Raw genomic sequence first — 24144 nt, 5'->3', positions numbered from 1 at the left:
GGCGCTCATCCTGCACCACCGGCGGACTTCTCCGCCAGATGTGCTTCATCGGCTGCCTGCTGCTGACGAACCCAGGAAGCAAACACCTGATGCTCCATCAGTTCAGCAGGAGATCCATCCAGCAGCACCCGACCGTCCTGCAACCACACCACCCGATCATGGGTGAGAGCCACCGACGCCTCATGGGTAATCGTGATGGTGGTACGACCCTCGGTCAGAGTGGCCAGACCAGCCAACACCTCGGACCGTGACTCCTGATCCAACCCGGTCGTCACCTCATCGAGAATCACCACCGGCGCGTCGCGAAGCAACGCCCGCGCAATAGTGATCCGCTGCCGTTGCCCACCGGACAACGTGCCGCCGCGCTCGCCGACCAGGGTGTCGTACCCGTCCGCAAAACCTGCGATGAACGTATGGGCATTGGCCAACATCGCAGCCCGCTCCACTTCTTCATCGGAAGCATCGGCACGGCCATAGCGGATATTTTCCCGGATGGTGCCGGTAAACAACACAGCGTCCTGCAGCACCAGACTGATATTCGACCGCAACGACTCAAGCTTCACCGTCCGCAGATCAAGACCATCAACATGGGCCGATCCCGACACCGGATCCATCATCCGCACCATCAGCGACACCAACGTCGATTTTCCGGACCCGGACGGACCCACAATCGCCGTCGTGCGACCGCCCACCAGCGAAAGGTTGAGGTTCTTCAGCACCGGCGCACCATCACCGTAGGCGGCGGTCATGTCCCGGAACTCGACATCGCCCCACGCTTTACCCAGGGACACAGCGTCCGGGGCATCGACAATGTCCACCCGCTCATCGAGCAGATCGGCCACCCGCTCACCGGACGCCGTCGCCCTGGCAATCCGCCCGGTGTACTTGGCCAAATCGCGCAACGGCTTCATCGAAGTCTTCAGGTACATCAGAAACAGCACCAGGTCGCCGGGAGTCATCGCTCCCTGCACCACCCGCCAGCCGCCACCAGCCAGGACGACGGCGGTAGCAACGCCGACAATGACATCGGTGCGTCGCTCCAACGCGGCCGCCAAACGACGGGACTGCACCCCGTCCTTCAGCGTCTTCTGGTTGCTGCTGCCAAACCGGTCCGACAGGGTCTTCTCCAGCCCATAGGTCTGCACCACCCGAATGGCGCCCAGACTCTCCTGGGCGGTGTTGGCTAACGACCCTTCACCCTTCCGGGTTCTCCGCGCAGCGACAGTGATTTTCCCGGTGCTCAGTCGCGACAACAGCAGGAAGCTGGCACACGCCACCACCACTACCAACGCCAGCAACGGATCAAGCCAAAACATCACGCCGCCCATCACCACCAGCGTGATGCAATTGGCGATCAGCGGCAGCCCGGCGCTGACCGCCACCTCCTGCAGCCGGCCGACGTCGCCCACCAACCGCTGGATGGTGTCACCGGTCCGCGACGAGGAATGGTAGCGCGTGGATAGCGACTGGACATGTTCAAAGACCCGTCCGCGCAGCTCGGTAGCCACCCGCGATCCGGCAAGGGCAAACGCCACAGTGGCCAGATAGTTACACAGCGCCCGCATCCCAATGATCACCAGGAGCCCGACGCCGCAAGCCAGCAGCAGCCCCTCGGTCGCCAACGGACCGGTTCCGGCAAGCTCGGCACCCAGGCTGCGCGAAATGGCATCGACCACAAACTTCACCGGCCACGGCTCCAGGACCCTGAAAATCACTTCAAAGAGCAACGCCACCACTCCGCCGCCCATGAGCATCCGGTGTTTGCGTAGATGGGGTTTGGCGATATTGATGGTCCGGCGCAGCGGGCTGCGCGCCATCTTGGGACCGATGGTGGGCAGCGTCGCAGGTTCCGGTGCCCTGATGATTTCCGGAGCCGAAGGGGTCTTCGAAAGGCTCATGCCATGATCCCTTCAGTGATTCGGTCCAACACGCTGTCCCAGCTGTGATGAGCGGTGGCCATCGTGCGTGCAGCATCCGACATTGCAGCCCTCGCGAGCGGAGCCCCCGCCAGATCGTCAAGTGCGGCTGCAAGCGCCGCAGGATTTGAGGGATCCACCAAAAGGCCGGTCACGCCGTCGTCGATAATGGCTGGCACCTGACCCACCCGGGATGCCACCACCGGTAACCCCGCGGCACAGTATTCATAGATCTTCAACGGCGAGAAGTACTGGTCATTCGCGTCTTTCATGGCCGGATAGGGCGCCGTAGCAACCGCACAGCCAGCCAACGCCGCCGGAATGAGCTCGGGGGTGATGGCTCCGGTGAACTCGACGGCTGTGCCGGTCGACGCCGCTAGTTCACGCAGCCGCTCACCTTCAGGCCCGGCTCCAACAATCCGCAACGCCCAATCGGTCGACGCAACAGCCTTCGCCTGGATCAACGTCTCGACGCCGTGCCAGGGTTTCAGCGTTCCAACAAACACCACCACGGGGGTGCCCACAGTCTCGGGCGTTGGCTGAATCCGATTGACGTTCACCCCATTCGCGACCACCGCAACCGTCGAATGATGCTCAACGGACACCCGGTCCTTCACCCACCCAGCGACCGGTTCGGACACACACACCGTGCGGGCTGCCGCAGCCACCTGCCGCTGCAACACCTCAAGAGCAACATCCTCATTCACTAGGGAACGATGGATACGTTGCTCATCGATCAGCGGGGCATTGACCTCAAGGAATCCCGGAATGTTCAGCGCAGAAGTCACCCGGGCGAGAGCGTCGCTGAACAGCGAATAGCGCTCATACACCACCGTTGCACCATCGGCGATGACCCGGTCGGCCAATGCCGTAGCGGCAGCAGCCTGGGCACGTTCCCGTTCGACCCCATTGCCCTGGGGAATGGGCTGAACAACCACCGGGACATCGGCAAGATCAGCCGGAATGTCGGAGCCCGGCCGAGTGCAGTAGATCGTCACATCGGCGCCACGTGCACGCCAACTACGAATGATTTCCTGGACATGGACCGAGGCACCCTTGGAACCGAAAACCGGAACCCCGGGGTCCAGACACAGATAGGCGACACGCATCATGAGAGGGTCACCGCCTCTTCCAGCACCCGATCCGCTGGTCTGCCCGGTCTAGTCCCGGGAGTCCTACCAATTTCGCCTGCGGTCCTACCCGATTGCAGGTCCTGCAACAGCGCTGACTGCCGGTGGGAATCAAACGACGTCTCGATCAGCCGTCGAGCAGCAAGGGCAACCGACTGCCGATCGAACGACGACGACGCTACGGTCACCAGGGCATCAACCAGATCGCCGAGGACACCCGAACGGATCAGGATCCCGGTCTGCTCGGTATTCGCTGACCTCCTGGCCACCCCTGGCTCTGCCGCAAACACGCCGTTGGCGTCGGTGATGACCTCGGGAATCCCCGTCACATCGCTGGCAATGCACGGCACTCCCATCGCCATTGCCTCCAGCAGCACGGTCGGCAGACCGTCGGCGTTGCCGTCCTGGGCCACCAGGCAAGGGGCCGTGAACACATCGGCCCATCGCAGCAGTTCAACCACCTCTGCCTGGGTCCGCGGACCCAGCAGCGTGACAGTGGACTGCAACCCGACCTGAACGATCTGCTGTGCCAACTGCTCGTAGAGCTCGCCGCCACCAGCGATACGGACCTCAAGCGCCACACCCCGGCGCACCAGTTCGGCGACTGCATCCAGAAGAAGGCTAAACCCCTTCTTCTCGACCAGCCTTCCCACGGCGGCAACCCGAAGCGCCGGCCTGGGAGAAGACGGCGCAACAAAGGGAAACCGTTCGAGTTCGAGGCCGTTGTAGACCCGGGACACCCGGTCAGCATGGTCCGGAAAGAGCCCCGCCAGGTACGCCAGATTGAAATCGCTGACCGTGACCACATGGTGAGCGGTACCGATCAGACTCCTCAGTACCTCAAGATCCACCTCCTCATGAAAGATGTCCTTGGCATGGGCGGTGAATGAAAACGGAATGCCGGTCAGCTCGGACGCAATCTTGGCGGTCCGGGCGGCAATCGAGCCAAAATGCGCATGAAGGTGGGAAATGTTCCGTTGCCACAGCAGGGTGGCAAGCTCCACCCCCTGATGGACCTCGACCGGGTCCAGTCCAGCAAGGTCCGGAAGCATGCGGGCAAACCGGTCCCCGAAGCCTGGCATCGCCGCGTGCGCCGCAGACATGATGGTCCACCCCTCAGCCAGTTTTGCTGGTTTGGACACATACGTGACGGGTGCCTGGACCCGCGCCAGTTCGGGATGAAAGCGAGGATCGGCTGGCGGCCGCAACGAAAAGATCTCCAATTCGTCGCCGGCGGCTTCACGGGCCAGAATTTCAGTCACGATGAAGGTTTCCGAAAATCGGGGATAGATCTTCAGGATGTAGGCGGTGCGTGCGGGACTAGACGGCTGCAAGGGTCTGCCAATCGTTGTGACGGGTGGAGGATACGGACGGGACGGAGGGTCCGGCCAGTTCGGTGGACTCCGACGGCGCCGTGGAATCGGTCAAGCCGAGCAGGCCGGCTGCATAGCCGCCCACAGTCGCCAGTCCGCTCCGGTCGACGTTGAGTCGTTGCGTCGGCGTTCCCACCACCGAGTCGAACCAATCGGTGAGAACCTGCGGCGTGAACTGGTCCGGGTGACACAGATCCACGACCTGATGACGGGCCAACGACTGGGCCCTGATGAGCTGTTCCTGACGGGGCTTCACCCGGGGAACAACCAGGGCTGGGGTGGTGGTGCTCATGATTTCGCACACCGAGTTGTACCCGCCCATTGACACAATCGCCGATGCTTCACGCATTTCGGCCAGACCGTCCCGCACCATCGATACCACCCGGGTGCCCGGCGCTGCCGCCTGTTCGATGAGGATCCGGTCCTCCTTGGGCATCTGAGGTCCCGTGACAATCAGGTGTTCGTAGCCGTGGGGGACTGTTGCCTTCGCAGCGGTCAGCAGAACAGAGCGTCCATCCGAGCCACCGCCAGCCATGGTCAGGACGTAGGGCTTTCCCGTGGCACCGGTACGGCGCCTGACTTGCCGGCCATCCGACAGGTAGCCGGTGTACCGCACCATCGACGCCAGCGTGTCGGGAATCTCACCGGAGCTCACCGGATCGTGAATGGCCGGATCGCCATACACCCACAGCTCATCGAAGTACTCACACAGGCGATTCAGATCACCGAGGGCGGTCCATTCCCGTCGTGCGACCTCGGGAGTGTCCAGGACTTCACGCAAGCCCAGGACAACCTTGCAGTCGGGTCGAGCCTTCTTCAGTTTTGACAGCGCCGAAATGAGTTCATGGTCGACACCGAAGGCGTGACGGTCCACCACCACCAGATGGGGTCGAAACTCGGACAATACGGCATCCATAATCTGCGACCGCAGCCTGATGAGCTTGGACTGATTGATCGCCAGATTGCGGGGCGTATAGCCGTCGCTGCCCTTTGAAATACCGGGAAGCACCACCCAGTCCCAGTCGTCGGGACTGTCGAACCGGGTGGCCTGTGATTCGCCGGTGACCAGCAACCCGGTCACTGTGCGACCGGTCAACCCCGGAAGGCTTGCAGCAAGAGAGTGGGCCAGCGCCAGATTGCGTCGGGTGTGGCCCAGCCCCTGGGAATCATGGGAGTAGAGCACAACACGGAGTTCCTGGGAGGAGCGCTCTGTCGAGGACAGTCCCTTCGACGAGTGCGCCTGAGTCAAATGCGTTGCCATGGTGGTGACCGATCTTTCCCTGCGGTGATGTAACTGCTGCAGGTTCTCTATCTAGTCAGCCACCCATGAGACGTTCATGAGCCCCTTATGAGAGAACTCTCATCCGGCTGCCTGCCAGCGAAGCCCCGGAGACGGGCCCGAACGCGCTGAAGGGATGCCAGGACTGGCCCGTGGGACTATTGGGGTCAGCGCCCGTCCTGAACGATCAATCATGAACCTGAAAGATCAATCATGAAACATGCCTCACGCCACCCAGTTCTCAGTACCACCGGCACGCTTCGAGCCATCTCTCTCTTCGCACTGAGCGCCGGGTTGTGGTGGGGCTGGTTCGCGTGGGACACAGAGTACGACGTCGACCCCGCAACCGGCTCGGTATCCGGACCCTATGAGTGGTGGCAGGTCGGCGGATGCATTCTCGCCTGGGCAGGTCTCGGCTGGATCGGCAACAGGATGCTGCATCCGGCTGCTGTTGTCACGGTGATGCCAGTCGCCTTCACCACCGCGTTTGCCATCTCAGCCGGACACATGGACGACTCCGGGTTATGGATCGTCGGTGCGATTCTCATCATCGCGGGCACCACGATTGTCACCACGCTCTTCGTGGCACTCCTGAACTGGCGTACTCCAGTGAATGGACAAACCCCTCTGAATGCACAACCTTCTCTGGATGCACAGACCCGACCGTCCTAGTGGACAACCGGGTCTGTGACTCTGTGACTCTGTGACACCGTGACTCTGTGACACCGTGAAACGGCGAGGAGGTCCTACTGCGGTTGGTAGGACAGACAATCAGCAGTGTCGGCGCCGTGGCCAATGGTCACATTGGTCTTGCCGCACATCAGGTGGTCGTTGAACGTGCACTCGGTGCGCTGGCAGGCACCGACGTGAGCCAACACCATCGGCAAACCGCCGGTCTCTGACGTGTCGATGAACGTCGAACATGATGCATGATCGCGGCTACCACCGACAGTGATCGCATAGGCAGTACAGCCGTCGTGATTAAAGGAGCAGGATTCAACACTGCACTCTGAAACGCTCGTGACCTCGGTTGTCATGGTTCCTCCATCAGTAGCCGTCTTATGCATCAACGGTACTGCTGAACGAATGAAAAAACAGCCGATAAAAGCAATTCGATAGCGCACATTAAATTAGCGTATTTATTGCTTTCGTATTGCGGACGGATGAATAGGATAATGCACGCCCTGGCGTTACTGCGGTCCCGAAGAGAATGCAACAAGGTCGGAACCGGTCACCACGGCACCCGGATGCGGACCCGCCGCTACCAGCGCCGCCGACCACTCGGCGGGCCACACCGCATCGGTCCCCACCACCACGATATTCCCAGCCATCTGCCCTCCGATCATTCCCGCATCAGCCAGCACCGCGACGTCGTCGGCCGCCGCCTGCAACCGACGAACCTGGGCACGGGCAAAGGTCAGCGGCGGATCGTCCCCAACATTGACGAGAACAACTCCACCCGGAGCCGCCAAGGAGGTCAGCGCCTGATAGAACGCCTGATCGGTGAGATGGGCAGGGGCATCATCGCCGGCAAACACATCGAGCACCACTGCATCGAACGAGCCCGGCTCGAACCTGTCGAGCGCCACCCGGGCATCCTCAATCACCAGGGAACAGCTGGTCCCATCAGGCAGCGGCAGGTGCTCCAGGACAAAGTCCAACAACTCCTGTTCCAGTTCGACAGCAACCTGCTCAGAACCCGGTCGTGTCGCCTGCACGTAGCGCGCCAACGTCAACGCGCCAGCACCGAGATGCACCACCCGAATTGGCTCTCCGGCGGGTCTGAAGATATCCAGCACATTCGCAATACGCCGCAGATACTCGTAAAAGACGTGCCCGGGATTCCCCAGATCAACATGCGATTGTTGGGCACCACCAATACTGAGAATGAAAGCGCCTTCGGTGAACGCGTCTTCATCGATTTCGGCTAGCTGGCCACTGCCGGCAAGGGGAAGAGTGGGCACAGCGCCATCCTCGTCGGCGCCCAGTTCAACACCCTTCACAGCCGAGCCCGCAACGTCGACAGACGCTCAGCTGCTTCCTCGAGCACCTCGGTCTTCTTGCAGAACGCAAACCGGAGCAACGAACTGGTCCGTGCTGCACCCTCGGGATGGCAAAAGACAGCCACCGGAATAGCCGCAACCCCCAACAGTTCGGGCAACCGCCGAGCCAACACGGTGGCATCCGAAATTCCGAGCGGCGCTGCGTCGACGTTCACGAAGTACGTGCCCTGGGGTGAAAAGACATCGAAACCGGCAGCCTCAAGACCGGCACTGAGAATGTCCCGCTTACGCTGCAGCGTTGCGGCGGTCGCCTCGAAGAAGCTGTCGTCCAGGCCCAAGCCGTGTGCAACAGCGCTCTGGAACGGAGTCCCGGAGCTGTAGGTCAGAAAGGTTTTCACCGTACGGACCGCCGAAATGAGGTCCCGTGGCCCACTGATCCACCCAATTTTCCAGCCGGTGACCGAAAACGTCTTCCCCGCCGAGGAAATGGTGAGCGTGCGGTCCGCGGCGCCAGGCAACGACGCAATCGGCAGATGCCTGACGCCGAAGGTGAGGTGCTCATACACCTCGTCGGTGACGATCACCGCGTTGTGCTTCACCGCAAGATCGACAACCTTCTGCAACACCTCCCGCGTAAACACGGTGCCCGTGGGGTTGTGCGGATTGTTGACCAGAATGATTCGGGTGTTGGCGTTGACGGCCCGCTCAAGGGCGTCCAGGTCGGGCTGAAAATCGGGAGCCAACAACGGAACAGTGGTGTGGGTAGCGCCACTCAGACCGATCGTCGCGCCATACGAGTCATAGAACGGTTCAAAGGTGAGCACTTCATCGCCGGGCCCGGCAAGAGCCAACACAGCTGAGGCAATGCCCTCGGTTGCGCCGGTGCTGACAATAATCTCGGCACCGGGATCCGGGGTCAGCCCGTAAAACCGCTCCTGATGGGCAGCGATGGCCTCCCGCAGCACCGGCAGTCCCTGCCCCGGCGCATACTGGTTGGCGCCCGCCGCAATGGCCGCACGGGCAGCCTCAAGAATTTCAACCGGACCATCCTCATCAGGAAAACCCTGACCCAGGTTGATGGCGCCGTGCTGCATCGCCAACATGGTGATTTCCTCGAAGATCGTGACACCGAGACGCCCATCGGAGGCCAACAGGTTGGCGCCCGACGCCGTCCGTTGCCATGGCGTAGGGGTTGTGGCGGTGCCGGTCACCAGTGATGAAGTAGTTGAACTCATGCACTCAAGTATTGCCGTTATGACGCTGCACCGTCGCGGCCGGATGTGCCGCAGCGCACTTCACTGTAGATTCGAACCATGCGTCGTGCAGTCTGCCCCGGATCCTTTGACCCCATCCACAACGGTCACGTGGAGGTCATCGCCCGAGCCGCAAGCCTTTTTGACGAGGTAATCGTTGCGGTGTCCAACAACCCAGCCAAAAATTACCGATTCGACCTGGATGAACGCCTCGACAGCGTCCGCGAAACCCTCCAGTACCTCAGGGGTGTGTCGGTCCTGCCCATGAGTGACGGTCTGCTGGCTGACTTTTGCCGCGCACATGGCGCCAACCTCATCGTGAAGGGTCTGCGCTCCAGCCAGGACTTTGACTATGAGCTGCCCATGGCCACCATGAACCGCCAGCTCACCGGCGTCGAAACGGTCTTCATCCCGGCCGAAAACAGCTACACCCACCTGTCGTCGTCGCTCCTGAAAGAGGTCGCGTCACTCGGCGGAGACATCTCGCCGTTCGTTCCCAAGGGCGTGCTGAAAAGGCTCAAACGGCCCTCCTCGTAGCGCACGCCCGGGCTGACCGATCACGGCCGATGAAGTAGTCTGGCCTCATGAACGACAAGACCCGCCTCGCGCCCGAAGATCCCTTTCCCGAGGACCTCGACGAATTGGCCGATGGTGAAGTGGAAATGCTGAACAGCAAAGTCCACCGCCAGATCGACGAGGAATATGTGGACGAGGGCGAACCACACCCCGAAACCGAATTCCGCAAGGAAGAGCTCAACGAGGAACTTGACGAGCGCGACGACGGCGCCTCCGACGACGCGGGTGAGTCTGACGCAGCTGAGGACGATGCAGCTGAGTCTGACGCAGCTGAGTCTGACGCAGCTGAGTCGACGGACAGCGACACCCGCAAGTAGCGGCTACCTCACGTACAGCTACCTCACGTACAGCTACCTCGCGTACAGGGCGATCTCGGTGGACTTGACCACAAAGAACACCCGCATGCCGGGCACCAGGTCGAGATCTGCCGCAGCCGCGGCCGTAATATCGGCGCTGAGATGACCAGCCCGGACACTCACCAGCTCACCGCGTTGATCCAGGTCGCTGACCGTCACCGGCACCACGTTGCGTGGGCTGCCCGACGGTGCCTCGACAAACACTGACACCGCACGAGGACTGAATACCGCCGCCGCCTCCTGGCCCTCCGGCAGGGGTTGCTCGGCCAGCGCGGATAGTCGCAACCCCTCGACAGTGACCAACCCACCCCCGACACTGGTTCCGATCACCAGATTCAGCCCAGCCAGTCCGGCCCCAAAAGCGCTCCGGGGACGTTCCAGCACCTCGCGCGTCGAACCCATCTCAACCACCTCACCGGCCTGCACAATGATCGTGCGATCAGCAAGCATCAGCGCATCAAGCACATTGTGGGTGACGATAATGGCGCTGCGACCGGTCAGGACCCGACGCAAGGTCCGCCTCATGGCCGGAGTCACAGCGATGTCCAGCGCCGCCATCGGTTCGTCCAGGAGCAAAAGCTGCGGATGGGTGGCCAACGCCCTGGCCACCGCCACCCGTTGTGCCTGCCCGCCGGACAGCTCCGACGGCCGACGGTCAGCAAACTCCTCCGCCTCCACCTCCTGAAGCCACCGGAGCGCTTCGGCCCTGGCAGCAGCCCTGCCCTCGCCCCGGCTACGCGGCCCAAAGGCCACATTGTCCAGCACGCTGAGATGCGGAAACAGCAGCGGCTCCTGCGCCAGCAGCGACACCCCTCGGTCGTAGGGCGGCAGCCAAACCCGGTCGCCGAACAGAACCGTGTCGCCCAGGGTGGCGCTGCCGCCGTCGGGACGCAGCAATCCAGCAAGCACGGCAAGCAGCGTAGACTTGCCGGCACCGTTGGGCCCCAGGATGGCCACCGTTTCGCCTCGCTCCACCGTGAGTTGCACATGCAGACCGCGCGACGCTACCTGCACATCGGCCACCAGGCTCACAGTGCCCCCCCGCCGGGCGCCCGCGACCGATGCGCCAGCCCTACCACCAGCACAGCGACCACCACCAGCACCAGTGACAGCGCGACGGCGGCATCAGGGTCGGTTTCTCGCTGCAGGTAGATCTCGAGCGGCAGCGTGCGGGTGACGCCCTCCAGGCTGCCAGCGAAAGTCAGCGTCGCGCCAAACTCGCCGAGCGCCCGCGCGAACGACAGCACCATCCCCGAGATCAACCCAGGCAACACCAGGGGCAGTGTGATGCGCCGCAACACCGTCCCCGGCCGTGCGCCGAGGGTTGCTGCCACCGCTTCGTACCGGTTGCCCGCCGACCTGATCGCACCCTCGAGGCTGAGCACCAGGAACGGCAACGCCACAAACGTCTGGGCAATCACGACGGCGGTGGTTGAGAACGCAATGTCGATCCCCAGGACCTCAAGGCTGGTCCCCAGCAGACCCTGGCGGCCAAAGGTGTACAGCAACGCGATGCCGCCGACCACCGGAGGCAGTACCAGTGGCAACAGCACGAGGGCACGCAGCAGCTTCTGGCCGGGAAAGTCGGTCCGGGCCAACACCAGGGCCATCGGCACCCCAAAGACCACGCACAACACGGTGCTGATCATCGAGGTGCGCAGGCTCAGGCCCAGCGCTGCCACCGAAGAATCAGAGGTGATCAGGGAGAGAAACTCCGCCCAGTTCACCTGCGAGATGATCGCTGCCAGCGGCAACATGACAAACAGCGCACCAATTCCGGCGACGAGGAACACCCACCGCGGAATGCCGTGCTGGATCGACCGATCGCTGAAGGACCGGACCCGGGGCGGGGTCCGGGCGGAGATGCTCGCTAGGGGGTTGCTCATGGTGCGGCGAACCCGGCAGCACTGAGCAACCGCTGGCCTTCGGGCCCGGTCACCAGATCAAGGAAGTCACGGGCGGCCTCCACGTTGCCATCCGTCATCGCCGCCACCGGATAGGTGGTCACCGCCTGATCTGATTCGTCAAAGTCGATGCCCTCCACTGCGTCTCCGGCTGCGAGCACATCGGTGACGTAGACCAGCCCGGCGTCGGCCTCGCCGGAGCGCACCTTCCCCAGCACATCAGTGACCGAGGATTCCTCACTGACAGCATTCACCGTGATGCCTGCCGCTTGCTGCGCCTGGACAGCCGCCGCACCACAGGGCACCTGCGGAGCACAGAGGACAACCCTCGTGCTCGGATCCGCCAGATCGCCGAAACCCGCCACGTCGGCCGGATTGCCCGGGGGAACCGCGATCATGAGGGTATTGGACGCAAAATCCACCGGGGTTCCGTCGATCAAGCCCTCCTGGACCAGGCGGTCCATGGTGGCGGTGGCCGCTGACGCAAACACGTCGGCTGGGGCGCCAGCGGACAGCTGGGTGGCCAGATCCGAGGAACCGGCGAAACTCAGCGTCACCTCCATCCCCGGATTCGCCGCTTCAAAGTCCTCGGCGAGGGTGGTGAAGGTCGATTGCAGGGATGCCGCAGCAAAGACGGTCACCGTGTTGTCCCCCGATACTGCATCACCGGGGGTGCTGCAGGCCGACAGCGCGAGAACTGCCACCGACGACGCAACCAGGAGACGACGTCGTCCTCTGGCTGGCAGCCCAGGTCTAGTCTGCATGTCAGGCTTTCCGGCTGGGGGTTTCGACAATTACGGTGGTCGACTTCACCACGGCAACAGCTACCGAGCCGGGCTCCAACGCCAGATCACGCACGGCTTCGGCGCTCATCAGCGACACCACCCGATGCGGTCCGCACTGCAGCTCGACCTGGGCCATCACCGTGTCCGTTACCACCCGGGTCACCAGTCCCACAAACCGGTTACGGGCGGAACTGTCCATCCCCGATGGATCATCCGGTAGGACCGCCCGCTCACGGGCCAGGTGCGCAAGTTCCAGGCCGTCGACTGTGGTGATGCCGGAGCCCGACTTTTCACTGGTCAGAGTGCCATCGTCCACCCAGCGGCGCACCGTATCGTTGCTGACCCCAAGATAGTGGGCCGCATCCTTTATCCGTATTTGCGCCATAAACAACACCCTATCGCAGCAGATGCGGCAAGGGTTCGGTTCCCGCGCAGTGCGAGGTGAGTCTCAGATGCGGTTGGCGCACACCGGGCGCAGGTAGCTCGCAGTAACGGCGACGCTCTCCTCGACGAAGCGGGGCAGCCATTCAAGGAACCCGTGGTCCGGCTCGGAAGGCACCATGACCAGGTCCGCGGTGGAACACTGGCTCAGGTTGGTGAAGGCACGCAGGGAGTGATAGTCCGAGGTCACCACGATCAGCGTGTCCCAGTCCCGATCGGCGGCGAGCCGGGCCAAAGCGCGAGCCTCCCCCCGGGTGGTCCGGGGGTCAGGCTCAAAGCACACCCGCGACTCGTGGGCCGGGCGGCGGCACAACCTGTCGGCGTCGACGTTCCCCGGGGTGCTGGTAGTGGACATCACCAGGATGGATGAGTGGCCGGCAGCAACCAGTTCCTGCCCCACGGGGAGCCGCTCCGAACTGGCGCCACCCAACACCACGACGGCGTCCGCATCGACGCGTGCCAGATAGTCAGCGTCGAAGACCGGCGGGTTGATGAACAGGGAGTAGCAGGCGAGTAGCCAGACGCAGGCGAGGGCCATCAGCGTAGCCGTCGAGCGTCGCAGCCACAGCCAGAAGGCACTGGTGGCTGGGGGGATCTTCACCGGACACAGCCTACGTGCCGGGGCGGGGGAGTTGGGGGACCAGACCCCACCGGAGCGCCGCATCGCGTGGGAGCTACCCGCGTGGCGCGTTTGGCTCTGCACCCAATCCGTGGTGAGGTGGGCATGAGCGGCACTCGCCGTCGTCGCCGGCGTTAGCCGCATACCGGGTCCTGAGGAACTGGTTTGAGCCGGGCGGGCTTATCAGGCTAAGATGATACGTCGGTCATATGTTCTACAGGAGTTCCCATTAAGAGCGATCTCAGTTCGCCTTTGATTTTCAATGTCAAGGACCTCGGGCGCAGCCCGGGCAGCATGCGAACAATCGAAGAACATGTACCCGCACCAAAGGATTTCGGTGTGGTTCTCATCGGTGTTCAGGAAGGTTCCCCAGTGGAACTGGATCTGAGACTTGAGGCAGTACATGAAGGCATTTTGGTATCTGGCATCGCGGACGTCGGGATTGTAGGCGAATGCGGCAGGTGCTTGGATCCCATCAGGTACAGCAGCAGCATCGATGTGCAGGAGCTTTTCTACTACGACGACGTCGAGTTGTCGGACGGAGAAGAGCCTGTCGAAGAGCACCGGGTTGATCGGGATTCAATTGATCTTGAGCCGGTGCTTCGGGACGCAGTGGTAACGTCGCTGCCGTTCCAGCCGGTGTGCCGGGAGGACTGCGAGGGTCTGTGTTCTGAGTGTGGAGCACGCCTTGCAGACGACCCCGATCATCAGCACGAAATTTTGGATCCCCGCTGGTCTGCCCTTTCCGGGTTGACCGGCACTGCAGCGTCAAGCGACGCGGCAGCAAGTACAGAGTCTGTCGAGAGAGAAGAGAGTTAGTCGTGGCTGTTCCTAAGCGGAAAATGTCCCGCTCGAATACCCGTGCACGTCGGTCCCAGTGGAAGGCAACTGCGCCCAAACTGGTGAAGACCGTGGAGAACGGCCGCGTTACCTACAGCCTGGCTCACCAGGCCAAGGTAGTAACCGACTCCGCCGGCACTGCACTGTTCCTTGAGTACAAGGGACGCAAAGTAGCCGACGTCTAACGACCGCTGCGTACCCCGGCAACGCCGGACCCGCAGCGTTCTTATGCGAACGCGTAAGTAGACGTGGCTAATACTGAAGACCTTTTGAAGCGTCTCGGTGTCTCAATAGACGCCGGGACGCTTCGTCTTGCCCTGACACATCGCTCATTCGCCTACGAGCATGGGGGCATCCCCACCAATGAGCGCCTGGAATTCCTGGGCGATTCGGTGCTGGGGCTGGCGGTCACTGACGCGCTGTACCGGGACAACCCCGAGCTGTCGGAGGGGGATCTCGCCAAGCGACGCTCCGCCGTCGTCAGCACCCGTGCGCTGGCCGGGATTGCCCGCGACCTGGAGCTGGGCGAGTATGTGCTGCTGGGTCAGGGGGAGAAGCTGACCAACGGCAAGAACAAGGCCTCGATCCTCGCTGACACCATGGAAGCCATCATTGGCGCTACCTACCTGGACAACGGGATCGAGATAGCCCGGGCCATGGTGATGCGGCTGGTCGCGCCGTTGCTCGGCAGCGCCGTAGCGATGGGCGCTGGCACCGACTGGAAGACCAGCATCCAGGAGATCGCAGCAGCACGCCGGCTCGGCACCATCGACTACAAGGTCACCGGCTCCGGCCCCGACCACGCTCGCACCTTTGAAGCGCTCCTCACCGTCGGCGGACTTCCCTATGGCTCCGGGTCGGGCCCCTCCAAGAAGGAAGCCGAGCAGGAGGCAGCCGCTGCATCCTGGCAGCTGCTCCGCCACCTGGCCCACGAGCCGAAATCCGCCGCCTACTCGGTCTCCGCGCCGGCCAATGGCACCGGCCCTGCTGGTGCGTCTGACAAGGCCCTCGCCCCCGGTTCGGGCGAGTCAGCCTAAGCTGCACCATGCCTGAACTTCCCGAGGTAGAGGTGGTGCGGCGCGGCCTCGCCCGCTGGGTGGTGGGACGAACCATTGACGACGTCGACGTCCTCGATGTCCGCTCCATCCGCCGTCACGGGCTTGGCGTCGAGGACTTTTCCGGCAACCTCGTGGGAGCCAGGGTGCTGGACGTGGTGCGGCGGGGAAAGTTTCTGTGGATGCCGTTGGCTCCCCCTGCCGAGACGGGTACGACCGGCTCCGTTGTTGCCACGAGTAGTGCCGCACCGAGTGGTACCGCGCCGAGTGGTGTCCCGCCGCATGGCGCCGCCCCGGTGGCCCTGATGGCTCACCTGGGCATGAGCGGCCAGCTGCTGGTCAAAGACGCGGGCTCGCCCGAAGAAAAGCACCTACGGGTCAGGCTCACACTGTCGGCTGTAGACGACCCCGCTGACGGACCCCTTCCGCAGGAGCTGCGGTTTGTCGATCAGCGCATTTTCGGGGGCCTCTTTGTGACGTCGATGGTGTCGACCACTGACGGCCATCCAGGTGGGCTGGGGGAGAGCCCACTGCCGTTGATCCCGGTGGAGGCTTCCCACATCGCCCGCGACCCACTGGATCCGGCGTTCTCTTTCGACGGCTTCTTCTCCACGCTCCGGCGACGCAAGACCGGGATCAAACGGGCTCTCCTGGACCAGGGGCTCATATCGGGAATCGGCAACATCTACGCCGATGAAGCGCTGTGGGCCGCCAAGGTCCACTATGCCCGTCCCACCGATGTCATGCGACGGGCAGACGCCCTACGGCTGATTGACGCCTGCCGTGATGTGATGCTGCGCGCGCTCGACGCCGGCGGCACCAGCTTTGACTCGCTCTATGTGAATGTCAATGGCAGCTCCGGCTACTTTGAACGCTCCCTCAACGCGTATGGCCGCGAGGGAGAACCCTGTACCCGCTGCGCCGCCGATCCGCTCTGTGACGGCGTTTCGCTGATCCGCCGCGAGATGTTCATGAACCGTTCGTCGTTCAGCTGCCCACGGTGTCAGCCGAAACCCCGCAACGGCCGCTGGTAGCAGAGCTCCCACCCGGGGCGCCTGTGGGCTAGATCCAGCACCCACGGCCCTTTCTGGCCTCTTTGCCCACTGTGTGGCTGGATTCACTGGGCATGTACGTAACTCTCCACCGGCTGGACTCATACAGTGGGCATATAGGGCAAGTTTATGGTCCAAAGTCCGCAGAGGGCATCTCGAGCACACCCGGGCACGCCTGAGCACACCCGAGCGGCCCCGAGCGGCCCCGAGCTTGAGTACCTGAGCTCAGGCGCAAGCCCTCGGCCAGCTCCAAGGGCCTGGACCACGCTCGAGCTTGGCCTTCCTCCCCGGGCCACTCCTGCACCTTGAATTCGGCCTTGGCGCTTCCACGCACGTCGATTGACACCTTTTGCCCGCTGTATACCGGATTCACTGGGCATGTACGTAACTCTCCACCGGCTGGACCCATACAGTGGGCAAACCCGGGCTGGAGCCTCCCCAAGCCGCAGGATCCAGCCCAGCCAGCCCAGCCCCCACTCCTGCTCCACCAAAGAGACTTACCCACTTAGCTAGGTGGCCCGAATAATCGGCGCCCCGAAAGAGCAACCATTGGGCATGGACACCGTAAAGACACTCCAAGACCTCGGCGGAGTGGCACGCCGAAAAGACCTCACCCGCGCCGGTCTCAGCACCGTTCACCTCCGGGCAGCACTCGCAAGGGGCGAGGTGGTGACTCCAGCGCCAGGGGTTTTCGCCATTCCGGGCACCACTGGAAGCCTGCTTGCCGCAACATGTGCCAAAGCCGAACTCGCCTGCATCAGTGCTGCGGTTCAACGAAACCTCTGGGTGCTACGCCCGCCGAGGTGGATCCATGTGAGCGTTAACCACAGCCGGCCCCTCGGAGATGAGTTTAGAATCCATCGGGCGAAAGGGCCCCTCACCATCCTGGACATCTGCGTGCAAAGCGTCAGATGCCTGCCCGAGCTGGACGCCCTGTGCATCCTGGAATCGGCGGTCGTGCTGAAACTCGTGACGCCGAGAGATCTACTCACTGCGCTGGCCGGAAAACGCGATGCCCGAGAACGGGGAGTGGTTCGGATGATCGATCCCCATTCCAAATCCATCATCGAAACCGCTGCCCGTTACCACCTGCGCCGTGCTGGACTCAGCGTCCAGACGCAGGTCTTCGTCCAGGGCGTAGGACGGCTTGACCTCTACGTCGAAGGGCAGTTAGGCATCGAAGCCGACGGTCGCAGCCATCACAGCGGACCCGCCGAATTTGCCGAAGATCGCCGCCGGTGGAACCTGCTCACGATCGGCGGGGTGCGTGTCCTCCGTGTCACGTATTCGATGATCGTTTTTCACCCAGAGCAGTTCCTGCAAGCCGTTGAGGATTGCCTCGCCCTGCCACGGCCGGACCCGCAACCCTTGGGTATGGACACAGTCAAGACCCTCTACGAGGCAGGCCATCCAACAGCACGCCGCCACCGTAACCTAAATGTGACAAACCCGAATCAGGAAATGTACAGTAGATCGCACGCCGGGTTCCGTTCAACTCAGCGTCCTCCCGACAGATTGCCTAATTCTGCCGCCGTCGGGGGGTCCGTTCGCACACATCAGGCAGAAGCGGGGGAACCAGTAGTAGCGGTCGTCGCGAGACGACCTAGGGGTGAAGGCGCACTGCGCCCGGGTGGCTCCCATCCGAATCCGACAGCTAACTTCGCAGGCATTGGGAGAGGCAACATCATGTCCAAGAACCGTTATATCGCGCGCCACCGTGCAACCCCACCAAGCGCCATGCAGACCGTTTCCAAGGCAGTCAGCTCTCACGCTGGCACCATCGGTCGTCCAGCAGCTGTAGTCGTTGCCGCATCAGGTCTGATGTTGAGCGCCGGACTTCCAGCAAACGCTGCAGGCGAAGTCAACGTCAGCGCACCGGCTGCCGTCTCCGCACCAGTTGCCCAGACGACCGCCGCCAGCTCCACCACCCACACCGTTCAGTCCGGAGATACTCTGGGCAGCATCGCCAGCACCTACGGCGTCAGCATCGAGGCCATCTTCGCCTCGAACGGTCTCGGCTGGGATTCGATCATCTACCCAGGTGACGTCATCTCACTGTCCGGCAACGCCGGCCAGGCCACCCAGGTAGCAGCACCAGCACCGGCTGCAGCTCCAGCTCCAGTTGCTGCACCAGCAGCCGCTCCGGCTCCTGCTGAAACCAGCACGCTGGGCATCACCACCGCTTCCGAGGCTATCCAGCCACTGGGAGCAGCATCCACTGGCGGACAGGTTTCCAGCGCAGGGATCGCAGGAACCGCACAGGGCCTCGTCGGCTCCCCCTACGTCTTCGGCGGCACCTCGCCAGGCGGCTGGGACTGCTCGGGCTTCGTGCAGTGGGTCTACGCCCAGCACGGCATCGACCTGCCCCGCACCAGCCAGGCACAGATGGGCGCGCTGACCCCCACCAGCAACCCTCAGCCCGGCGACCTGGTCATCCAGAACGGCGGCGGACACGTCGGCATCTACATCGGTGGCGGCCAGATGGTCAGCGCACTGAACCCGAGCCAGGGCACCCTGGTCCACGCGGTCGACGCCATGCCATTGGTTGGGTACTACACCCTCTAAACCCACCGCTTCGGCGGAACGGTTGTCAGCAACCGAATGCGTCATCGGAGAAATCCGGTGGCGCATTCGTGCTGACAGGACGCTTTGGTCCCCGATCGAATAGGCCAGTGACGCTCTGCTGGATCGTGCTAGGAGCGGGAGGCCTGGTTACCCTGGTAATGCTGTGCCAGGCGGGCCAGACCCTCGTCGACTGACACCGTAGGCGTCCAGTCCAGCAACTCACGGGTTCTGCGCTGGTCAAACCAGTGCGCAGTGGATAGTTGCTCCGCAAGGAAACGGGTCATCGGCGGTTCACTCTCGATCCCGCCACGCTGCCAGACAAACTCCACCAGGGATCCGGCAACCCGGGCCACACCACCAGGAACGGCCCACCGCGGCGGCTGAACCCCGCCGGCACGGCAAATTCCGGCGATCAACTCGCCGATCGGGCGGGGTTCACCATTGGTGACCACCACAGCTTGTCCAGCCAACCGGCCCATGTTGTTCAACGCGGCGCCAATGGCCTCGGCTGCATTGTCCACGTAGGTGGTGTCGACCAGTGCGGTGCCGGCATCCAGAAATGGCAGCCGCCCGGCACGGGCGCGCTCCAGCACCCGTTCAACCAGCTGCGTGTCACCGGGACCCCACACAATGTGGGGACGGACCGCTGCCACCCGAAAACTTTCGCTGTTGGCATCCAACGCGAGTAGCTCGGCCTTCGCCTTGGTTTGCGCGTAATTGCCACGCACCAGGGCCGGAGTGGCCACAGTGGCGCCCTGGCCTACGAGTGCCTCACCCACATGCGCCACCGACGGCGACGAAATGAAAACGACATCACGCACACCGGCCGCGCGCGATTCTTCGAGCAGGACGCGGGTACCCTCCACATTGATTGCCTGAAAATCAGCCGCAGCACCGGCAAAGGATACCTTCGCCGCAAGATGCACCACTGCATCGATGCCCTGCACAGCGCGGTGGACTGCCGTTTGGTCGGTGACCGATCCGAGACTGTCTTCAACGCCAGCCAGACCGGATGGGCGCCGCTGAAACGTTCTGACCAGGTGACCCTGCCCCTGGAGGAGTGCGGCAGTAGCCCGACCCAGCATCCCACTGGCTCCGGTGACGAGAACCCTCACAGCTTGCCGATCCGGCCGCCGGCGAGAACCCCTGCAGCCCACGCCGCAACTGCTGTCCGGTCAATCTTCGCGTTATGCCTGATATCGGTGGGTAATGACGGAACCGCCAGCACCGCCGATAGCTCCACGCCGACAGACCTGGCCGCACCGCGTGCCTGAGCCGCCAGCTTGGCACCGGCCAGGCCAGGCTTCTTGACCGGTGGAACGGTTTCCACCACTGCAACGACCGCCTGGGTGCCTGCCGGACCAACACCGACCAGAGCGGCCAACCCGACGGCGTCCAGCGACTCGAGTGCCTGTTCCACCCCAACCGGGGTCACAACACCCGTCGACGCCGTCACGATGTGGGGGAGTCTGCCCTCGACCCAGAGCCTGCCAGCGCCGTCGAAATGGCCCACATCTCCGGTGCGGTGCCAGCCGCCGGTGCGAGAACTCTCACGTTGGGTAACCCACAACCGGTGGTAGCGCTCTTTGACGTGAGGGGCATGGACGAGAATTTCCCCAGTGATACCGGCAGCGGTGGTGGGGTCGCCGTCGCCGGTCCCCTCCTCGCTGAGGGGACTGACGGTGAGCTGTGCGCCCGAGACAGCCCTGCCCACACAGACGCCGTTTCCTGCGCCGACCACACTCCCGGCTGCCGCATCGGCTTCGGCCGAAAGGATCACCTCGAGGTCGACGTCGGTCACGGGTAACGCTTCGGTCATGCCGTAGGGCGTGTGCAGGGATGCACCCGGGAGAATGTCCAGCAGCTCGGTCAGCAACCGTGACGGCACGGGGGCTCCGGCTGAAAGCAGCAGCGAGACACCGGCCAAGGCCTCCCGGTGAGCGGCAGTGAGCTCTCCCTGGGTCGCGAGGATGTTTCGAAGGGCTGCTGGAGACGCAAACACGGTGGTCGCATGGATGGCAGCGACAGCGTCCGCAAGCGCCGCAGCCGAGAGGGTTTTCGGTTTGGTGACGTCCATGTCGGGGGTGATCGACGTCGTCCCCAGGGCTGGCCCCAGCAACGCGAACGGTGCGAACCCTGCCACCAGGCCGTCGCCGGGCCGAATGGTGAAGGTCTGCGCCAGGGTATCCCGCATCGCCGCGAGCCGCCGATGGGTGTAGACGACGCCCTTGGCCGGTCCGGTGGAACCCGAGGTGAAGAGGATGGCCGCGTCGGCATCGGGGTCAAGACCGGAGGGGTCGAGACCGTCGGGGTCGAGACCATCGTCGGTCATGGTTGACGTTCCGCGTTCACCGGCCGTGCGGAGTTCGGCGAGCGAGTGCTGCACGCCGAGGAGCTTTCGTTGTGCGGCCGGCAACGAGGCAACACTGATCCGACGACCCGGCCAGTTGAACAGCTTTGCCGCGGTAAGCGCCAGGTCGATGCCGATCAGGAAATCGGGGACCGTGCCACGAACCGCCTTGCTGAGCCCCTTTCGCCCCAGCCCGGCGTCGGCGACGATAATCACGGCACCGATCCGCAGGCAGGCATACAGGAGAACGGTGAGTTCGACTCCGGGCGGAACCATCAGGCTGATCCGGCTGCCGCGGCGCACCCCGATCCGCAGCAAAGCTGCCGCCAGGGTCTGCACTTCACGGTCGAGGCCTTGCCAGGACAGCGACCGCGCAATCCGGCCGTCGGCGCCCATGTCAGCTACCGCCAGCTCGTCCGCGTGGGGGCCAGCGGCGCGCTGCGTCAGCTCGTGTTCCAGCGGAGTGAACGTGCTGGATTCTGCGTCGCCGGATTCTGCGTCAGGGGATCCGGCGTCACCGGATCCGGCACCGTTAAGCCACCTGAACAGGGGCGTCGCAATGTCACGATCCTCGCCGACCAGGTGACTGGCGCCCTCGAACCGGTGAATATCAGCCTGGGGGAGTCGCTCCGCCAGGTCGTTGAGATAGGTGTCGGAGAAGATCGGATCCTCAGGACCCCACAACATCAGGGCTGGCACCTCAAGGGTGCGAATTCCCTCCGCGATGGACCGAAGCGCCGGATAGCTCGGATGCGACGGGCCCACAGGAATGTCCGCGACAAAATCAGCGATCCCCTGACGCCTGGCACCGCTGCGGTACGGCAGCAGGAACGCCTCCCGCACTTCCTTGGACAGCGACGGACGCGCCAGCGAATGGGTCACGTCAAGGAACGCCGACGTGTCCTTGGTCCCCCACCGGTGCACCATCGGATGCAAGGCCAGCCGCAGCGGCGCAGGAATCTGCCGATCGGGGTCTTGATGAATCGCCGTATTGGTGAGCACGACGCCGGACAGCAGGTCCCTGCGCCGGTCGGCAAATCCGAGGCTCACCACGCCGCCCCAGTCATGACCGACGGTGATGACCGGCCCGGTCAGCCCGATCGACTCAACAAAATCATTCAGGTCCTCGACACGGTCGGCGAGCCGGCGGAAGCGGCCAGTGCGCTCCGACAAACCCATGTTCAACTGGTCGACGGCGATCACCCGCCAGCCGTGTTCAACACCGGCTGCGAGCACAGACCGCCACAGAAACGACCAGGTGGGGTTGCCATGGACACAGAGCAGCGTGCCCCTGGGCGGCTCCGGAAGCTGCGATCCGTTATCCAGGTAGTGCCAGGTGTTTGTGGTGCCCGCCGGGTCCACGGCAGCGGTCGAGGGGACGTCTCGGTAGGCCGGCCACGCAGGGTCGACGCCGGGAAGTGCTACCACGCAATCTCCAACATCGCGGTGTTCAACCCGGAACCGACCCCCATGCACAGCACCCGGTCGCCCGAGGTCAGCGTCTGGGCTTCAGCGGCGAGGGTCATCGGCAGCGACGCCGGACCCACATTGCCCCATTTCTGGAAGGTCATGGGGACCCGGGACGGATCCAGGTCAATGGCTTCAACAATGGCGTTCGTGTGGGTGCTGCTCACCTGATGGGTGATGTAGCGGTCCATCGACGTCCAGTCCCATTCCTGCTGGGCTTCATTCCAGGCATCGACAACCAACTCGAGGCCGCCGTCAAGCAACCCCTGAGCGTCGGTGTACATGCCGTCCATCCCGCCGATACACAATTCGTGGTGTTCGGTGCCGGCCCGTGCCACACCGCCCAGCACCCGGTGGGCGCCGGGGTGAGCATCGGCTGGCCCCAGCACCGCAGCCGCAGCGCCCGACCCGAGGGTGAGGGTGGCGAATTCCTGCAGGAAGCTGGCCCTGGTCGCGTCCGGCTGGTTGAGCCTGCGCAGCGTGGCTTCCTGGGTGGCCTGGGAATCTTCACCGTTGACTACCATGGCGTACTGGATTTGTCCGGCTTCGATCATGTTCGCGGCGAGGGTGATGCCGTTGACGAAGCCGAGGCAGGCGTTGGCGACGTCGAAGTTCATCGCCGACGATGGCAGACCCAGGTTGTTGTGGATTTTCACCGCCACCGACGGTTCCAGATTGGTCCGGGTCACCGAGGTGTTGATCAGCAGTCCGATTTGTGACGCTTCGATCCCCGAGGAGGCCAACGCTTTGGCTCCGGCCTCGACGGCGGCGTCGTCGAACTTGGTGCCTGGCGCCCACCATCGGCGTTCGGTAATTCCGGCGACCCGCTGGAGCAGGCCACTGGAGAGTCGAAGGCGCTTCAGCGCCGGAGCCAATACCCGGTCGAACTCATTGGAGGTTACGATGACCGGAGCCTCAACACTCTCTACGCCCAGTAGCGCGGTGTTGTGGTGTCGGAAGTTGAAATTGCCGGTCAAATTTCCTGCCTTGTCGACTAGTCAGTGCGCCTCGGATACCTGCGCTGGATGGCCTCGAGGGCGCTCGGACGCACAAACGAATCTAACGATTCGTTATAAAGCGTACTTGGTGTAGCTTCAACAAGCGGCGTTCGGGCATAATTACGCGGTGCGTGAACCCGCGCAATGCTGCAAAACGGCCCGTTAACCCAGTAGATTAGGGA

At 63.3% G+C, this 24144-nt stretch carries 24 protein-coding genes, 1 pseudogene and 1 riboswitch; of the genes and pseudogenes, 9 read left to right on the top strand and 16 right to left on the bottom strand.

The annotated features are described in order from the left end of the window. Positions 1-5: 5 nt before the first annotated feature. Genes ABD059_RS00910 through ABD059_RS00895 form a run of 4 tightly spaced genes read right to left on the bottom strand, consistent with a single transcriptional unit; the run spans position 6 to position 5680 of the window. Positions 6-1898, bottom strand: a complete 1893-nt coding sequence (locus ABD059_RS00910) for an ABC transporter ATP-binding protein (RefSeq protein ID WP_343877168.1) — start codon at positions 1896-1898, stop codon at positions 6-8. Then, positions 1895-3025, bottom strand: coding sequence for a glycosyltransferase family 4 protein (locus ABD059_RS00905; protein WP_343877167.1), 1131 nt, complete (start codon positions 3023-3025; stop codon positions 1895-1897). The genes ABD059_RS00910 and ABD059_RS00905 overlap by 4 nt, the downstream gene beginning before the upstream one ends. Next, positions 3025-4308, bottom strand: a complete 1284-nt coding sequence (locus ABD059_RS00900) for a glycosyltransferase family 4 protein (RefSeq protein WP_343877166.1) — start codon at positions 4306-4308, stop codon at positions 3025-3027. Before ABD059_RS00900 ends, ABD059_RS00905 begins: the two co-directional genes overlap by 1 nt. A gap of 58 nt (positions 4309-4366) precedes the next feature. Next, entirely contained in the window at positions 4367-5680 is a 1314-nt protein-coding gene (locus tag ABD059_RS00895) for a glycosyltransferase family protein (protein WP_343877164.1), read from the bottom strand. Positions 5681-5911: 231 nt separating this feature from the next. Here ABD059_RS00895 and ABD059_RS00890 point away from each other — a divergent pair, with 231 nt between their 5' ends. Further along, a complete protein-coding gene (locus tag ABD059_RS00890; protein WP_343877163.1) occupies positions 5912-6370 on the top strand; it encodes a hypothetical protein in 459 nt (152 codons plus the stop codon). A gap of 74 nt (positions 6371-6444) precedes the next feature. On the opposite strand, the gene ABD059_RS00885 is transcribed toward ABD059_RS00890, so the two are convergent. The 3 genes from ABD059_RS00885 to ABD059_RS00875 form a co-directional block, all read right to left on the bottom strand. Next, on the bottom strand, positions 6445-6735 hold the full coding sequence (locus tag ABD059_RS00885) for a DUF1540 domain-containing protein (protein WP_343877161.1): 291 nt from the start codon (positions 6733-6735) through the stop codon (positions 6445-6447). A gap of 153 nt (positions 6736-6888) precedes the next feature. Further along, on the bottom strand, positions 6889-7662 hold the full coding sequence (locus tag ABD059_RS00880; protein WP_343877160.1) for a spermidine synthase: 774 nt from the start codon (positions 7660-7662) through the stop codon (positions 6889-6891). A 35-nt stretch (positions 7663-7697) separates the two neighbouring features. Then, entirely contained in the window at positions 7698-8936 is a 1239-nt protein-coding gene (locus ABD059_RS00875) for an aminotransferase class I/II-fold pyridoxal phosphate-dependent enzyme (protein ID WP_343877158.1), read from the bottom strand. Positions 8937-9014: 78 nt separating this feature from the next. Between ABD059_RS00875 and coaD the strand changes: the two genes are divergently transcribed. Continuing rightward, entirely contained in the window at positions 9015-9491 is a 477-nt protein-coding gene (gene coaD / locus ABD059_RS00870; RefSeq protein WP_343877156.1) for a pantetheine-phosphate adenylyltransferase, read from the top strand. 47 nt (positions 9492-9538) lie between these two features. Beyond that, positions 9539-9847: a hypothetical protein gene (locus ABD059_RS00865; protein WP_343877154.1), complete on the top strand. Its 309-nt coding sequence runs from the start codon at positions 9539-9541 to the stop codon at positions 9845-9847. Positions 9848-9880: 33 nt separating this feature from the next. Here ABD059_RS00865 and ABD059_RS00860 read toward each other — a convergent pair whose 3' ends face one another. The 5 genes from ABD059_RS00860 to ABD059_RS00840 form a co-directional block, all read right to left on the bottom strand. Further along, positions 9881-10918, bottom strand: a complete 1038-nt coding sequence (locus ABD059_RS00860; protein ID WP_343877152.1) for a sulfate/molybdate ABC transporter ATP-binding protein — start codon at positions 10916-10918, stop codon at positions 9881-9883. Continuing rightward, the gene (locus ABD059_RS00855) at positions 10915-11643 is read right to left on the bottom strand and encodes an ABC transporter permease (RefSeq protein WP_343877178.1); all 729 of its coding nucleotides are present in this window, start codon (positions 11641-11643) and stop codon (positions 10915-10917) included. The genes ABD059_RS00860 and ABD059_RS00855 overlap by 4 nt, the downstream gene beginning before the upstream one ends. A gap of 125 nt (positions 11644-11768) precedes the next feature. Continuing rightward, entirely contained in the window at positions 11769-12554 is a 786-nt protein-coding gene (gene modA, locus ABD059_RS00850) for a molybdate ABC transporter substrate-binding protein (RefSeq protein WP_343877150.1), read from the bottom strand. Position 12555: 1 nt separating this feature from the next. Continuing rightward, positions 12556-12960 carry a TOBE domain-containing protein gene (locus ABD059_RS00845; protein WP_343877148.1) on the bottom strand — a complete coding sequence of 135 codons (405 nt, stop codon included), beginning with the start codon at positions 12958-12960 and terminating at the stop codon, positions 12556-12558. Positions 12961-13023: 63 nt separating this feature from the next. Further along, entirely contained in the window at positions 13024-13617 is a 594-nt protein-coding gene (locus ABD059_RS00840) for a YdcF family protein (protein WP_343877146.1), read from the bottom strand. 270 nt (positions 13618-13887) lie between these two features. Between ABD059_RS00840 and ABD059_RS00835 the strand changes: the two genes are divergently transcribed. From ABD059_RS00835 to ABD059_RS17680, 5 genes and pseudogenes are all read left to right on the top strand, one after another. Then, positions 13888-14454, top strand: a complete 567-nt coding sequence (locus tag ABD059_RS00835; protein ID WP_343877145.1) for a YceD family protein — start codon at positions 13888-13890, stop codon at positions 14452-14454. A gap of 2 nt (positions 14455-14456) precedes the next feature. Next, a complete protein-coding gene (gene rpmF, locus ABD059_RS00830; RefSeq protein WP_024476178.1) occupies positions 14457-14660 on the top strand; it encodes a 50S ribosomal protein L32 in 204 nt (67 codons plus the stop codon). A 63-nt stretch (positions 14661-14723) separates the two neighbouring features. After that, positions 14724-15512: a ribonuclease III gene (gene rnc / locus ABD059_RS00825; protein ID WP_343877144.1), complete on the top strand. Its 789-nt coding sequence runs from the start codon at positions 14724-14726 to the stop codon at positions 15510-15512. An 8-nt stretch (positions 15513-15520) separates the two neighbouring features. Then, complete coding sequence (gene mutM / locus ABD059_RS00820) at positions 15521-16564, top strand: bifunctional DNA-formamidopyrimidine glycosylase/DNA-(apurinic or apyrimidinic site) lyase (RefSeq protein ID WP_343877142.1); 1044 nt, start codon at positions 15521-15523, stop codon at positions 16562-16564. A gap of 573 nt (positions 16565-17137) precedes the next feature. Continuing rightward, positions 17138-17272 (top strand): annotated as a pseudogene (locus ABD059_RS17680) (type IV toxin-antitoxin system AbiEi family antitoxin domain-containing protein); the annotation flags it as partial. 480 nt (positions 17273-17752) lie between these two features. Here ABD059_RS17680 and ABD059_RS00815 read toward each other — a convergent pair. Further along, positions 17753-17992 (bottom strand): hypothetical protein, encoded by a 240-nt coding sequence (locus ABD059_RS00815; protein ID WP_343877141.1) that lies wholly within the window; start codon positions 17990-17992, stop codon positions 17753-17755. Positions 17993-18088: 96 nt separating this feature from the next. Continuing rightward, positions 18089-18265: riboswitch (cyclic di-AMP (ydaO/yuaA leader) on the top strand. A 3-nt stretch (positions 18266-18268) separates the two neighbouring features. Between ABD059_RS00815 and ABD059_RS00810 the strand changes: the two genes are divergently transcribed. After that, positions 18269-19147, top strand: a complete 879-nt coding sequence (locus ABD059_RS00810; protein WP_343877140.1) for a C40 family peptidase — start codon at positions 18269-18271, stop codon at positions 19145-19147. A gap of 128 nt (positions 19148-19275) precedes the next feature. Here ABD059_RS00810 and ABD059_RS00805 read toward each other — a convergent pair whose 3' ends face one another. From ABD059_RS00805 to ABD059_RS00795, 3 genes are read right to left on the bottom strand one after another with little or no spacing between them, the layout of a single operon-like run. Next, positions 19276-20262 (bottom strand): NAD-dependent epimerase/dehydratase family protein, encoded by a 987-nt coding sequence (locus tag ABD059_RS00805; RefSeq protein WP_343877139.1) that lies wholly within the window; start codon positions 20260-20262, stop codon positions 19276-19278. Continuing rightward, on the bottom strand, positions 20259-22925 hold the full coding sequence (locus tag ABD059_RS00800; protein WP_343877138.1) for an alpha/beta fold hydrolase: 2667 nt from the start codon (positions 22923-22925) through the stop codon (positions 20259-20261). The genes ABD059_RS00805 and ABD059_RS00800 overlap by 4 nt, the downstream gene beginning before the upstream one ends. Continuing rightward, complete coding sequence (locus ABD059_RS00795; RefSeq protein ID WP_343877136.1) at positions 22919-23941, bottom strand: 3-oxoacyl-ACP synthase III; 1023 nt, start codon at positions 23939-23941, stop codon at positions 22919-22921. Before ABD059_RS00795 ends, ABD059_RS00800 begins: the two co-directional genes overlap by 7 nt. Positions 23942-24144 lie beyond the last annotated feature (203 nt).

Source organism: Arthrobacter flavus, from assembly GCF_039526005.1.
GTDB lineage: Bacteria > Actinomycetota > Actinomycetes > Actinomycetales > Micrococcaceae > Arthrobacter_D > Arthrobacter_D flavus.
The sequence above is the reverse complement of the archived record's forward strand: the minus strand, read 5'-3'. Positions and strand labels throughout refer to the sequence as shown.